Genomic DNA, 12,394 nt, shown 5'->3' on the forward strand with positions numbered 1-12,394 from the left:
GCCTGGCTGCGGCCGTCGTCGGCTTCGTTCCGGCCCTCGGCTTCGTTCCGGCCCTCGGCTTCGTTCCGGCCCTCGGCTTCGTTCCGGCCCTCGGTGGCGAGGTAGTCGAGTTGGGCCCGGACCGACCACTCGGCGGCCCACCAGAGCGAGCGGTCAACGTCGGCGTAGACCTCGGCGACCACCTCGGACGCGGTGGTGGCACCGGCCGCGACCGCCTGTCGCACCTGGTCGAGGCGGGCGCGGCGGTGGGCCAGGTAGAACCGGGCCGCGGCGGCGCAGTCGGCCAGCGCCGGGCCGTGTCCGGGCAGGGCCGGCAACCCGTCGTACGCGGTGAGCAGCTCCAGGCTGTCCAGGTACTGCCCGAGGTGGCCGTCGGGGTGGGCGACGACGGTGGTGCCCCGGCCGAGGATGGTGTCCCCGGTGAAGACAGCGGCGGGGGCCTCCCCGTCGACCAGGTTCGTCGGCTCGACCAGGAAACAGACCGAGTCACCGGTGTGCCCGGGAGTGCCCAGGGCGTCGAACTCCAGCCCGTACGCGTCGAAACTCTCGGTCGGGTCGAGCGGCACCGTCCCGACGCAGTGGGTCGGGTCGGCCGCGAAGACCCGGATACCGCCCAGCAGGTCGGAGAGGCGACGGGCGCCCTCGACGTGGTCGGCGTGTCCGTGGGTGATCAGGATGAAGCCGATCGGACCGTGCTCCGCGATCCGGGTCAGGTGACCCTCGTCCGCCGGGCCGGGGTCGATGACGACGCCGGTTTCCTGGCCCGGCGCACGCAGCAACCAGGTGTTGGTGCCGTCCAGGGTCATCGGGCCGGGGTTGGGCGCCCGGAGCAGGGTCACCCAGCTCGGGAGTTGGTCGGCCAACGCCGCTGTCGGCGCGGTCACGTGGCCAGTCATGGCTGGAATGGTACGGCCAGCGGATGACGTCGCCGAGTCACGCGTACCGGCTGGCGGCGCTCCGGGGGCGATCACGCACCCGGAGCGCCGAACGTACCCGGATAAGAGGAATAGTCCAGGCAACTGCCGGGCTCAGGCGACCTCGACGATGACCTCGACCTCGACCGGGGCGTCCAGCGGCAGCTCGGCCACCCCGACCGCGCTACGGGCGTGCCGTCCGGCCTCGCCGAAGACCGCGCCGAAGAGGTTCGAGGCGCCGTTGATGACGCCGGGCTGTCCGGTGAAGCCCTCCGCCGAGGCGACGAACCCGGTCACCTTGACGATCTTGACCACGTTCTCCAGCCCGACCAGCGAGTCGATGGCGGCCAGGGCGTTCAGCGCGCACTGCTCGGCCAGATCCTTGGCCTGCTCGGCGGAGACACCGTTGCCCACCTTGCCGGTGGCGAGCAGCTTGCCGTCGACCATCGGCAACTGACCGGAAACGTACACCTGGCGGCCGGACTGCACCGCCGGGACGTACGACGCGAGCGGTGGCACCACCTCGGGCAGGCTCAGCCCCAGCTCGGCGAGCTTGGCGTGCGGACCGCCGCTCATGCCTTGGGCCGCTTGAGGTACGCGACGAGCTGCTCCGGATTCGGGCCCGGCACCACGCCCACCAGCTCCCAGCCGTCCTCGCCCCAGTTGTCGAGAATCTGCTTGGTCGCGTGCGTGAGCAGCGGCACCGTGGCGTACTCCCACTTCTGCATCGCTGGCTGGCCCCCTCGTTATCGGCTGCTTCGCCGGACGGCGTACGGATGTGCGGGACAGCCTACGGGCATCCGCCCGCCGGTTCCGGTGCAGGCCACCCCGCTTGCTCCAACGCGGTCCCACCGGCAACGGCAACGCCGGATCGCCGGATCCCGCCGCCGCTGCCGCCGCACCGTGACCCGGGTGGGCGGTACACACTGGCTTCACGGGTGGTACGCGACAACTACCCTCGGCCCCGAGCGGGCACGTATGCTCTCTCGCCAAGCCTGATCACTGCGCCAGCTTCGCGCGCCCCCGTCGGTGAACCCAGGGGCCGCCACGGAACCGGCGTGCCGAGGCCCTACGGGGGAGACAATGACTCAACCGCCCAACGGCGGCCCTGCCGAACCGCCGGGCGGTCAGCCGCCCCGGGACGACGATTCCACTCCGCCAGCAGCGGCGACCGCGGCCGGAGCCGAAACTTCGGAACCGACCGCTCCAGCCACCAGCGACGTCCCGGCCGAGAAGAGCACGGCCGACAGCGACGCGACCTCGGACAGCAGGTCCGAGGGTGTCCCGACCACGGACGGCACGTCCGACAGCGACGCGGCCGAGAGCATCCCGGCCGGGAGCGACGCGGCGGGCCAGGGCAGTGTCGCGAGCGTCGAATCCGATTCGGACGGCGCCGAGAAGCCGAGCCCGGAAGCCGTCGCGCGGGACACCGAGGCCGCAGACCCGGAACCGACCCCGGTGCCGCCGGCCACCGAGCCGGTCACTCCGGTCCCGCCGACGCAGCCGGTCGCGGCACAGCCGACGCCCACGCAGCCGGTCGCGGCACAGCCGACGCCCACGCAGCCGGTCGCGGCACAGCCGACGCCCACGCAGCCGGTCGCGGCACAGCCGACGGCCACGCAGCCGGTGGCGACGCCGCCGGTCCCGGGTCAGCCCGAGCCCACTCAGGGGTTCCCTACCCAGGCGTCCCCGACTCAGGGGGTCGGGCAGCAGGGCGTGCCGGGCCAGCCGGTGCCCGGAACCCCGTACCCGGGGCAGCCGGTGCCGGGCGTGCCGGGTGCGTACCCGGGGCAGCCGGTGCCGGGCGTGCCGTATCCGGGTCAGCCCGGACAGCCGCTGCCGCCCGGATACCCGGTGCCCGGGCAGCCGCCGGCGCAGAAAAAGCGCGGGCTGCTGATCGCCTCGATCGTGCTCGCCGCCGCGCTGGTGCTCTGCGGTGGGGGTGGCACCGCCGCGTTCCTGCTGCTGCGTAACACCGAGGTCGGCGAGGGGGCGGCAAACCCGTCCACCGCCGTCGACAGCTTCCTGAAGGCGGTCTACGTCGACAAGGACGCGGAGAAGGCCGCCTCGCTGGTCTGCTCGCAGGCTCGCAAAGAGGAAGACATCGCCCAGAAGGTGGAAGAGGTGGAGAAGCTCTCGACCACCTACAAGGCGCCACGGTTCAAGTGGAAGGTCCCGAAGGTCGACAGCCGTACCGAGGAGCAGGCAATCGTCTCGGTCGAGCTCACCATGACCACCGGCGACGAGAAGACAGTCGACCAGCAGTTGAAGTTCACCGTGGTCCAGAAGACCGGTTGGCGGGTCTGCGAGGTCGGCTAGCCGGCGGGGCTGGTTACGCTTGTATACGTGCGAGCAGGTGATGAGTCGGAGGGGCAGCCCGATACGGGCTGGCCCGCCCGTCTGCACGTGGTGACCGGCAAGGGCGGGACCGGCAAGACGAGCGTCGCCGCCGCCCTGGCGCTCGCGCTGGCCGCCGACGGGCGACGGACCCTGTTGGTGGAGGTCGAGGGTCGGCAGGGCATAGGCCAGCTCTTCGGCACCGGCCCACTGCCGTACGAGGAGCGTCGGATCGTCGCCGTCCCCGGCGGCGGCGAGGTACGCGCGCTCGCCGTCGACCCCGAGGAGGCTCTCCTCGAATACCTGGACATGTTCTACAAGCTCGGTGCCGCCGGCCGGGCGCTGCGCAAGCTCGGCGCGATCGACTTCGCCACCACGATCGCGCCCGGGCTGCGTGACGTACTGCTCACCGGGAAGGTGAAGGAGGCGACCACCCGGACGGCGGAAAAGCGCCGGGTGTACGACTCGGTCGTGCTGGACGCGCCGCCGACCGGCCGGATCGGTCGTTTCCTCAACGTGACCGCCGAAGCCGCCCGGCTGGCCAAGGTCGGCCCGATCAAGACCCAGAGCGAGGGCGTGGCGGCGCTGCTGCGCTCGCCGATCACGTCGGTGCACGTGGTAACGCTGCTCGAGGAGATGCCGGTCCAGGAGACGGTGGACGCGATCACCGAGCTGACCAAACTGCGCATCCCGGTCGGCCGGATCATCGTCAACAGCACCCGGCCACCGCTGCTGGCGGCCAAGGTGAGCCAGGCGGAGCTGCGCCGGGGGCTGTCCGCGGCCGGGCTGAACGCCGACCGGGCCACCGTCGCCGGCCTGCACAGCGAGGCCCGCGACCAGCTCACCCGGCGCGAGTTGGAGGAGTCGCTCCGCGCCGACCTGGTCGAACTGGGGCTGCCGATGACGGAGTTACCGCTGTTGCCGGAAGGGATCGACCGGGCCGGGCTCGATCGGCTGGCGGCGGTGCTGGCCAGCGCCGATTGACTCACACTCGCCCGCCGCCCCGGGCAGCGGGCGGCTCAATCCCGATACGCTCGGAACGTGCCTGCCGATCAACCAGCGCCGCCGCTGGACGTCGACCAGATCCTCGCCGATCCCGGTGTACGGATCGTGGTCTGCTGCGGCTCGGGCGGCGTGGGCAAGACCACCACGGCCGCGGCGCTCGCGCTGCGCGCGGCCGAGGTGCACGGACGGCGTACGGTCGTGCTCACCATCGACCCGGCCCGCCGGCTCGCCCAGTCGCTCGGCCTGACCGAGCTGGACAACACCCCGCGCCAGGTCAAGGGGATCGACGTCGAGGCCAGTGGCGGCGAGCTGCACGCCATGATGCTGGACATGAAGCGGACCTTCGATGACGTGGTGCTCGCGCACAGCGATCCCGCGAAGGCCGCCGAGATCTTTTCCAACCCCTTCTACCAGGCCATGAGTTCAACCTTCGCCGGCACGCAGGAGTACATGGCGATGGAGAAGCTGGGTCAGCTCCACGCCCGGGGCGAGTGGGACCTGATCGTGGTCGACACCCCGCCGTCCAGGTCGGCACTGGATTTCCTGGACGCGCCGGCCCGGCTCTCGCGTTTTCTCGACGGGCGGATGCTCCGGCTGCTGCTGGCTCCGGCCCGGTCCGGTGGGCGGAGCATGTTCAGCCTGGTCACGGCATCGTTCGGAATGTTCTCGCGGGCCGTACAGAAGGTGCTCGGGGCCCAGTTGCTGACTGACCTGTCCGGGTTCGTGGCGGCGCTGGACTCGATGTTCGGCGGTTTCCGGCAGCGGGCCGAGCAGACGTACCGCATCCTGCAGGCCCGAGAGACGGCGTTCCTGCTGGTCGCCGCCCCGGAACCGGACGCGGTCCGGGAGGCGGCGTATTTCGCCGGGCGGCTGGGCGAGGACCGGATGCCGCTGGCCGGGCTCGTGCTGAACCGGGTGCACCGGACCGAGGCGACCGACCTCTCGGCGGAGCAGAGCCTGGCCGCCGCCGACCGGCTGGCCGAGTTGGGCGGCCACGAGACCACGGTGGAGACGCTGCGGGCACACGCCGCGTTGGTGGCGTTGGCGGCCCGGGAACGGCGGGTGGCGGCGGTGTTCACGGACGCGTACCCGGCGGTGCCGACGGTGGCGGTCACGGCGCAGCCCGCCGACGTGCACGACGTCGACGGGCTGCGAACGATTGGCGCCGCGATCAGCCGGTCGTGACCAGAGACTTGTCCTTGTTCTTCAGTGCGGCCTCGAACATCTTGCGCCAGCTGGCCACCTGCGGGTGCCGACGCAGCAGCGCCCGCCGCTCCCGTTCGGTCATGCCACCCCAGACGCCGAACTCGATGCGGTTGTCGAGCGCGTCGGCCAGGCACTCGTAGCGCACCGGGCAACTTCGGCAGATCCGCTTCGCTACGTTCTGTTCGGCGCCCTGCACGAACAACGCGTCCGGGTCACCGTTCTGACATGCCGCCAAAGTGGGCCAGTCTGTGATCATGCCCATCTGTTCACGTCCCCCCTTACTTTCCCGCTACCGACTCGTGCCGATCAGCCGGCCACTAACCCCCCGGCCATCCGTCGCGCCTTCCCCCAGGCGGCACGGACGACGTGCGATTTGCCTCGCCGGACCATCATGCTCTGTAGTCGACTGATTACGCAACGTTGTCGGCCAAATTCATTAATCCGGACACTCCGGGCTTCTTGCCTGGTGCCCGCGCTGTCTACCCACCTGCGATGTACGAAAACGCTGCGGAGATCCGTCAAATAGAGGAGACTCGGCAGCACGGTGCCCGCAACCGCACGCCTGGGTCCGTGCGTTTAGCACAACGAGGCCAGCGCCCGCAGGAAATGGGGAAACTACGCGGAGCGCGACCTCGCTGCTGACTCACGTACCCTGACGAGGTGACCCGGATGCGGAAACGCGACCACAATGTCTTTGCCAACGGCGCATCGCTGCTGATCTGTGGCCTGTTGGCCGGAGTGGTGGTTGCCGCGGCCGCCTTCCCCGCGGTGGCGATGTCCGGCCTGGCCGCCAAGGCCGGCGCCGAGACCTTCGACAAGCTGCCGACCGAGCTGACGGTCAAGATGGCGCCGCAGATCAGCTACCTCTATGCGTCCGACGGCAAGACCGTGCTCGCGACAATGTACGACGAGAACCGGCGCGACGTCCCGATCGCCGACATCGCTCCGGTGATGCAGAAGGCGATCATCGCTGCCGAGGACCACAACTTCTACAAGCACAACGGCGTTGACATGAAGGGCATCGGTCGTGCCTTCGTCGCCAACAACAGCGCCAACGAGACCACCCAGGGTGCCTCGACCCTGACCATGCAGTACGTCCGGCAGGCGATCGCCTACTCGGCGACCCACCCGCAGGACGTGGTGGCGGCGACCGAGGACACCACCGCGCGCAAGCTGCGCGAGATGCGCTACGCCCTCCAGATCGACAGCGAGCTCTCCAAGGACGAGATCCTGGAGCGTTACCTCAACATCGCTCCCTTCGGCAACGGCGCGTACGGCGTCTTCGCCGCCAGCCAGGTCTACTTCAACAAGCACCCGAAGGACCTGAAGATCGAGGAAGCGGCGATGCTCGCCGGCATGGTGAAGGCGCCCTCGGAGAACGATCCGACCACAGAGGACGGGTTCGACCGGGCGCTGAAGCGGCGTGACTACGTGATCACCAACATGCGGGACCTCGGTTACATCACGCCCGAGGAGGCCACCGCCGCGATGGCGACCGAGTTGAAGGTCACCGGCAAGCGGGCGCCCAACGGCTGCGTCGCCACCAGCAAGAACCACTGGGGCTTCTTCTGCGACTTCTTCTACCGCTGGTGGATGGACCAGGAGACCTTCGGCGCGACCGCGTACGACCGGGAGCGGCGGCTGAAGTCCGGTGGCTACAACATCGTCACCACGCTCGACGTCCAGGCGCAGGAGGCGGCGAAGAAGGCGGTCGAGAAGCACCTGAAGACCGGCAAGCCGGAGGCGCTGATGCTGGCCGGCATCGAGCCGGGCACCGGTCGGGTACGCAGCATCGCGGTGAACCGGAACTACAAGCTCGACGATCCGGCGAAGCCGACGAACGGTAAGTCGACCAACCCCAAGGCCCCGAAGGGCACCCGGGGGACCTGGCCGAACACCACCAACCCACTGGTCACCGGCGGTGGCGACATCACCGGCTACCAGGCCGGCTCGACCTTCAAGATGTTCCCGATGGTGGCCGCGCTGGAGAAGGGCTACCCGCTGGCGTACACGATCAACGCGCCGGAGGAGTACGTCTCCAAGTACCCGGTCGAGTACAACAGCCCGGCGGCCTGCGCGGGCACCAGCAAGTACTGCCCGCGCAACGCGAGCAAGAGCATGGCCGGTACGCACAACATGTGGAGTGCGTTCGGCATGTCGGTCAACACCTACTTCGTACCGCTGGAGGAACGCGCCGGGGCGCTCAACTCGATCAACGTGGCGAAGCGGCTCGGCATCCAGTTCCGGTCGTCCGAGGACGCCAAGCGGGCGACCGCCGAGGGCGGTGGGGACCTGTGGGGAGCCTTCACCCTTGGCGTCTCCGCGACCACCCCGCTGGACCTGGCCAACGCGTACGCCACTCTCGCGGCCGACGGCAAGTACTGCGAACCGATCCCGGTGCAGGAGATCCGCGACCAGTCCGGCAAGACCCTCGACGTCGCCAGCCCCCGGTGCGAGCAGCGGTTCAAGCCGGAGATCGCGCGTGCCGCCATCGACGCCGCCCGGTGCCCGCTCGGCGACAACTCGCCGACCTCCCAGTGCCGCAGCCGTACGACCAGCTTCGTACGCGGTGTGGTCGACAAGCCGGTCGCGGGCAAGAGCGGTACCACCGACTCGGACCGGACGGCCGCCCTGGTCGCCACGACCAAGCAGCTCTCCGTGGCCGGCATCCTGGCCGACCCGGACTGGCCCGAGTCGACCGAGAAGATGGAACACTCGAAGGTCGACCCGGCGGTCGCCGAGGCGCTGCGGGACGCGATGAAGGGCAAGCCGAGCCAGCAGTTCACCCCGCCGAGCGGCAAGCTCGTCCAGGGCGACCAGCGGTCGATCCCGAGCGTCGAGTGCCAAGCGGTCGAGACGGCCCGGTCCCGGCTCAAGGGTGCGGGCTTCGAGGTCGAGGTCGACACCAAGCCGATCGACTCGAAGTGCCCGGCCAACACGGTCGCCGGCACCAGCCCGGACGGGCGCACCATCAAGGGCGGCGTCGTGGTGATCAAGATCAGCAACGGCAGGGGCGGCGCGAACCCGCCGAGCCCCGGCGGCAACGCCCCAGGGCTGCCCGGCAACCCGAACGGCCCCAACCTGGGCCGCCCGCCGGGCGAGTGACGATCGAGTAGAACGGACAGTGATGGGCGGGCACCCGAAGGTGCCCGCCCATCGTCGTATCCGTACCGCCTGCGCCCGGCGGGCGCGACCCTGGGCGCGGTCAGGCGCCGAGCTGGCGCCGTACCTCGGCGGCGACCCTGCCCCCCTCGGCCCGCCCCGCGACCACGGCCTGGCTCGCCTTCATCGCCGGGCCGAGCTGAGCCCGGCTCTCGAAGCCCCCGGCGGCGAGCGCACCCCGGACCAGCTCGGCCAGCTCCTCGTCACCGAGCTGCTTCGGCAGGTAACGGTCGAGCACCTCGCCCTCGGCCCGCTCCTTCTCCGCCTGCTCGGCCCGCCCGGCGTCGGCGAAGGCGGTCGCCGCCTCCCGGCGCTTCTTGGCCTCCTTGGTCAGCACCGACAGCACCTCGTCGTCGGACAGCTCCCGCTTGGCCTTGCCGGCCACCTCGGCGTTGCCGATCGCGGCGAGCGCCATCCGGAGGGTCGACGTGGTCAGCTCGTCGCGTGCCTTGAGGGCATTGCGCATGTCAGTGGTCAGGAGGTCCTTCAGCGTGCTCATGACACGTCAAACTACCCTGGGCGCCATGCAGAAGCGCACCGTATTCCGACTGGCCGCCGGCACCGTCGCGGCCGGGGCGGCCACTTTCGCGTACGCCTCACTCGTCGAACGGAACATGTTCACCCTTCGCCGGTTCGACGTACCGGTGCTGGCCACCGACGCGGAGCCGCTGCGCATCCTGCACCTCTCCGACCTGCACATGACCCCCGATCAGCGACGCAAGCAGCGCTGGGTCGCCTCGCTCGCCGCCACCGACCCGGACCTGGTCGTGGTGACCGGGGACAACCTGGCCCACCCGGAGGGCGTACCGGGCGTGCTGCGGGCGCTCCAGCCGCTGCTGGACGTACCGGGCGCGTTTGTCTTCGGCTCGAACGACTACAGGGGCCCGGTCTGGAAGAACCCACTCAGCTACGTCCTGCCCGAGCGGGAGTACGTCCAGGGCGTCGACCTGCCGACCGAGGACCTGCGCGAGGTGCTGGTCGGTGCCGGCTGGGCGGACCTCAACAACGCCCGTACGACGATCAAGGCCGGCGGCCGTACGGTCGAACTGGTCGGGGTGGACGACCCGCACGTCGAGCGGGACGACTACGCCTCGGTCTCGGGGCCGACCTCGGAGCACGCGGACCTCTCGATCGGGCTGACCCACTCGCCCGAACCGCCGCTGCTGGACGAGATGGCGGCCGACGGCTTCCAACTGCTGCTCGCCGGGCACACCCACGGCGGGCAGGTCTGCGTGCCGTTCTACGGCGCGCTGACCACCAACTGTGACCTTCCCCTGTCGATGGCGAAGGGCCTGCACCGTTGGCCGGGCTCGGACTCCTGGCTGCACGTCTCGGCCGGCGTCGGCACCCACCCCACCGCCCCGATCCGGTTCGCCTGCCGCCCCGAGGCCACCCTGCTGACCCTGATCCCCCGCTGACCGTCCGGTGACCAGGTGGGGTACGGATGCCCCTGACCCGCCTTCCCGGACCCACCGGGATACCGAGTTTGACCACCGGAGCGGGTGGGCTACTATTTGTCGGCAGCACGGGGTGTAGCGCAGCTTGGTAGCGCGCTTCGTTCGGGACGAAGAGGTCGTCGGTTCGAATCCGGCCACCCCGACAGGTTGCGAGGGGCACATCCGATCGGATGTGCCCCTCAACCTTTTCCGGCGACCGAACGACCGGTTACCGGGGGGCCGGCAGCGGCTGCCAGTTCAGGCCGTCGGTCGACCGGTAGACCCCGTGGTCGTTCCAACCGAGGTAGAGGTTCTCGTCCACCGGGAAGGGGGGCGAGAAGACCGGGGGCAGGCCGGTGAGGGTCAGCGGGCGATAGGTCTTACCGTCCGTGCTCGACGCGAACGTGACCCTGCCCTTGCCGACGTCCTGGGTGGCGAGCACGTGCCGCCCGTCGGCGAGCGCGAAGGTCTGCCATATCGCTGGCATGTCGCCGGCCTTCGCGTCGGGATTGCTGTGTCGCCAACTCCTCCCACCGTCGGCGCTGCGGTAGATCCGTGCCGGAACCGGCCCGGCGACAAACGTCGCGTACGCCATCTTTCCGTCGGCGGTGGCCACCTCCGGCCTGTACATCCCGGCACGGAATTGGTCGCTCTCGGGAGTTACCAACTCGGCGTCGAAGACGGACAACGCCCAACTGGCACCACCGTCATGGCTGACGGCGATGGCGGGACGGCGGGTGGTCGGGTCGACACCTTCCACCCACACTCCGGCGCCCATCGGCACGTCCAGCAGGGTGGGCTCCGCCAGCGGTGGTTGCGTGGCCAGCGGGGCCACCTGGGCGTTCTGCGGATCGACGGCGTAGAGAAGCCCCGTATCGGTTCCCTCGATGAACAACCGCGAGACAACGCGCCCCGACGGTGGCGCCGACACAACCGGCTTGCTGCTGAATGCGAGGTCCTGCCACGTGGCACCGGCGTCGTTGCTGATCCGCCACGTCCACACCTGGCGGAGATCAACACGCCCCCACTGGCTGAGGCCGTTCCCTGGGCTGGACGGACACCTGGCCGGCTCGGGCGAGCACGATGGCACAGCCGGGGACGACCGGTCGGGAGCCGGAAGCACAGTGGCGACGACCATGAGTGCCGTCGGTCCGACAACCCGCAACCGATCGAACCCGACACCCAGGGTCTTGGGGGCGAGCCGTGGCCGCCATGTCTGCCCACCGTCCTCCGACGCCATCAACCACTGCTGCTGGCATTCGGGGCCCGGCGTCGGGCAGTCGTCAACGAGGACGTACAGGTGACTCGCGTCGGCCGGATAGACCCGCCGTACGTTCGGCAGACCGGTCGACTGCGGCTTGGGCGGCAGGGATGTGGCCACCGGGCCCGGTCTGGTGGTGGCCGGCGCCGAGTCGCCGCCGGAGGGCCAGGCACCGGTCAGCCCGCCCGCGCCGAGCATCACGACGACCGCCAGCCCGGCTGCCGCCACCGTCAGTCGCCGACGGGTACGCAGCCGGCGCGCACGGCGACGTACGGAATCGAACTGGGGTTGTTGGGCGATCCGGCCGATATCGTCCCGGAGTCCGTGGAAGTCGGCCGGGTGCACCTCTTCTCGCTCGCCGGGTTCCGGTCGGTTGGAACCCAGATCGAACTGGTGGTTGTCAGACATGGCTGATCTCCCCCTTTCGGCTGGTGGCCTGGGTGCCTTTCTCGTCCGCGGGCCCGTCGGTCAGTTCGCGGGCCAGCAGGGCACGGCCCCGGGACAACCGGGCCTTCACCGTTCCGACCGGCACGCCGAGCGCCGCCGCGACCTCCGTCACCGGGAGGTCCGCGAGGTGGTGCAGCACCAGCGCCTCGCGGGTCGGTCGGTTGAGCCGGCTCAACGCCACGACCAGGGCGACCCGGTCCGGGCTGAGCCCGGGTACGTGTTCGGCCCCGCCCACCCGGCCGGACCTGATCAACCGATGGAACGCCCACCTGCGGCGGTAGCGACTGCGCGCGAGGTTGAACGCGACCGTACGCAGCCACGACTCCGGATCGACCACCTGGAGGAAACGCTCCGGCCGGATCAGCGCACGCGCGTACGCCTCCTGCACCACGTCCTGCGCCTCGGGCAGGTCACCGGTGAGCCCGTAGACCTGCCCGACCAATCGTTGGTAGTACGCCTTGTACGCCTGATGCACCGCATCGACGCCATCCATCCCTGCTCCCTTCGGCACCGTCGTAGAGGGGACCAGTGACCGGAGGGCGAGGTTGCACTCGGCTGTCCGGACGGTGGTCGCGGCGGCCCGTCGGGGCGGTCTCGCGTACCGCGTAGCACATGTGATCAACATG

11 protein-coding genes, 1 tRNA gene and 1 pseudogene are annotated in these 12,394 nt (G+C 70.2%); 6 read left to right on the forward strand and 7 right to left on the reverse strand.

Features of this window, described 5'->3' with window-relative positions; genetic code table 11:
- Positions 1–71 precede the first annotated feature (71 nt).
- The 3 genes and pseudogenes from ACI2K4_RS15435 to ACI2K4_RS15445 form a co-directional block, all read right to left on the reverse strand.
- Positions 72–896: pseudogene (locus ACI2K4_RS15435) on the reverse strand (MBL fold metallo-hydrolase); the annotation flags it as partial.
- Between the two features lie 132 nt (positions 897–1,028).
- On the reverse strand, positions 1,029–1,490 hold the full coding sequence (locus ACI2K4_RS15440) for a RidA family protein (protein ID WP_404511643.1): 462 nt from the start codon (positions 1,488–1,490) through the stop codon (positions 1,029–1,031).
- Positions 1,487–1,642 carry a DUF4177 domain-containing protein gene (locus ACI2K4_RS15445; RefSeq protein ID WP_121157972.1) on the reverse strand — a complete coding sequence of 52 codons (156 nt, stop codon included), beginning with the start codon at positions 1,640–1,642 and terminating at the stop codon, positions 1,487–1,489. The genes ACI2K4_RS15440 and ACI2K4_RS15445 overlap by 4 nt, the downstream gene beginning before the upstream one ends.
- Before the next feature lie 1,003 nt (positions 1,643–2,645).
- On the opposite strand from ACI2K4_RS15445, the gene ACI2K4_RS15450 reads away from it, so the two are divergent.
- From ACI2K4_RS15450 to ACI2K4_RS15460, 3 genes are read left to right on the forward strand one after another with little or no spacing between them, the layout of a single operon-like run.
- Positions 2,646–3,233: a hypothetical protein gene (locus tag ACI2K4_RS15450; protein ID WP_404511854.1), complete on the forward strand. Its 588-nt coding sequence runs from the start codon at positions 2,646–2,648 to the stop codon at positions 3,231–3,233.
- A 27-nt stretch (positions 3,234–3,260) separates the two neighbouring features.
- The gene (locus ACI2K4_RS15455) at positions 3,261–4,235 is read left to right on the forward strand and encodes an ArsA family ATPase (protein WP_404511645.1); all 975 of its coding nucleotides are present in this window, start codon (positions 3,261–3,263) and stop codon (positions 4,233–4,235) included.
- A 57-nt stretch (positions 4,236–4,292) separates the two neighbouring features.
- Entirely contained in the window at positions 4,293–5,441 is a 1,149-nt protein-coding gene (locus ACI2K4_RS15460) for an ArsA family ATPase (RefSeq protein WP_404511646.1), read from the forward strand.
- Here the strand turns inward: ACI2K4_RS15460 and ACI2K4_RS15465 are convergent.
- The gene (locus tag ACI2K4_RS15465; protein ID WP_326561641.1) at positions 5,428–5,724 is read right to left on the reverse strand and encodes a WhiB family transcriptional regulator; all 297 of its coding nucleotides are present in this window, start codon (positions 5,722–5,724) and stop codon (positions 5,428–5,430) included. The genes ACI2K4_RS15460 and ACI2K4_RS15465 overlap by 14 nt on opposite strands.
- A gap of 407 nt (positions 5,725–6,131) precedes the next feature.
- Between ACI2K4_RS15465 and ACI2K4_RS15470 the strand changes: the two genes are divergently transcribed.
- Complete coding sequence (locus ACI2K4_RS15470) at positions 6,132–8,567, forward strand: penicillin-binding protein (RefSeq protein WP_404511649.1); 2,436 nt, start codon at positions 6,132–6,134, stop codon at positions 8,565–8,567.
- 100 nt (positions 8,568–8,667) lie between these two features.
- Here ACI2K4_RS15470 and ACI2K4_RS15475 read toward each other — a convergent pair whose 3' ends face one another.
- Positions 8,668–9,123 (reverse strand): GatB/YqeY domain-containing protein, encoded by a 456-nt coding sequence (locus tag ACI2K4_RS15475; RefSeq protein ID WP_404511651.1) that lies wholly within the window; start codon positions 9,121–9,123, stop codon positions 8,668–8,670.
- Between the two features lie 25 nt (positions 9,124–9,148).
- Here ACI2K4_RS15475 and ACI2K4_RS15480 point away from each other — a divergent pair, with 25 nt between their 5' ends.
- Together ACI2K4_RS15480 and ACI2K4_RS15485 are read left to right on the forward strand one after the other, a co-directional pair.
- Positions 9,149–10,042 carry a metallophosphoesterase gene (locus ACI2K4_RS15480; RefSeq protein WP_404511653.1) on the forward strand — a complete coding sequence of 298 codons (894 nt, stop codon included), beginning with the start codon at positions 9,149–9,151 and terminating at the stop codon, positions 10,040–10,042.
- A 108-nt stretch (positions 10,043–10,150) separates the two neighbouring features.
- Positions 10,151–10,224, forward strand: a tRNA-Pro gene (locus ACI2K4_RS15485).
- Positions 10,225–10,289: 65 nt separating this feature from the next.
- On the opposite strand, the gene ACI2K4_RS15490 is transcribed toward ACI2K4_RS15485, so the two are convergent.
- The gene (locus ACI2K4_RS15490; RefSeq protein WP_404511655.1) at positions 10,290–11,729 is read right to left on the reverse strand and encodes a WD40/YVTN/BNR-like repeat-containing protein; all 1,440 of its coding nucleotides are present in this window, start codon (positions 11,727–11,729) and stop codon (positions 10,290–10,292) included.
- Positions 11,722–12,261 carry a SigE family RNA polymerase sigma factor gene (locus ACI2K4_RS15495; RefSeq protein ID WP_404511657.1) on the reverse strand — a complete coding sequence of 180 codons (540 nt, stop codon included), beginning with the start codon at positions 12,259–12,261 and terminating at the stop codon, positions 11,722–11,724. Before ACI2K4_RS15495 ends, ACI2K4_RS15490 begins: the two co-directional genes overlap by 8 nt.
- Positions 12,262–12,394: the final 133 nt, after the last annotated feature.

Source organism: Micromonospora sp. NPDC050397 (assembly GCF_044901685.1).
GTDB lineage: Bacteria > Actinomycetota > Actinomycetes > Mycobacteriales > Micromonosporaceae > Micromonospora_G.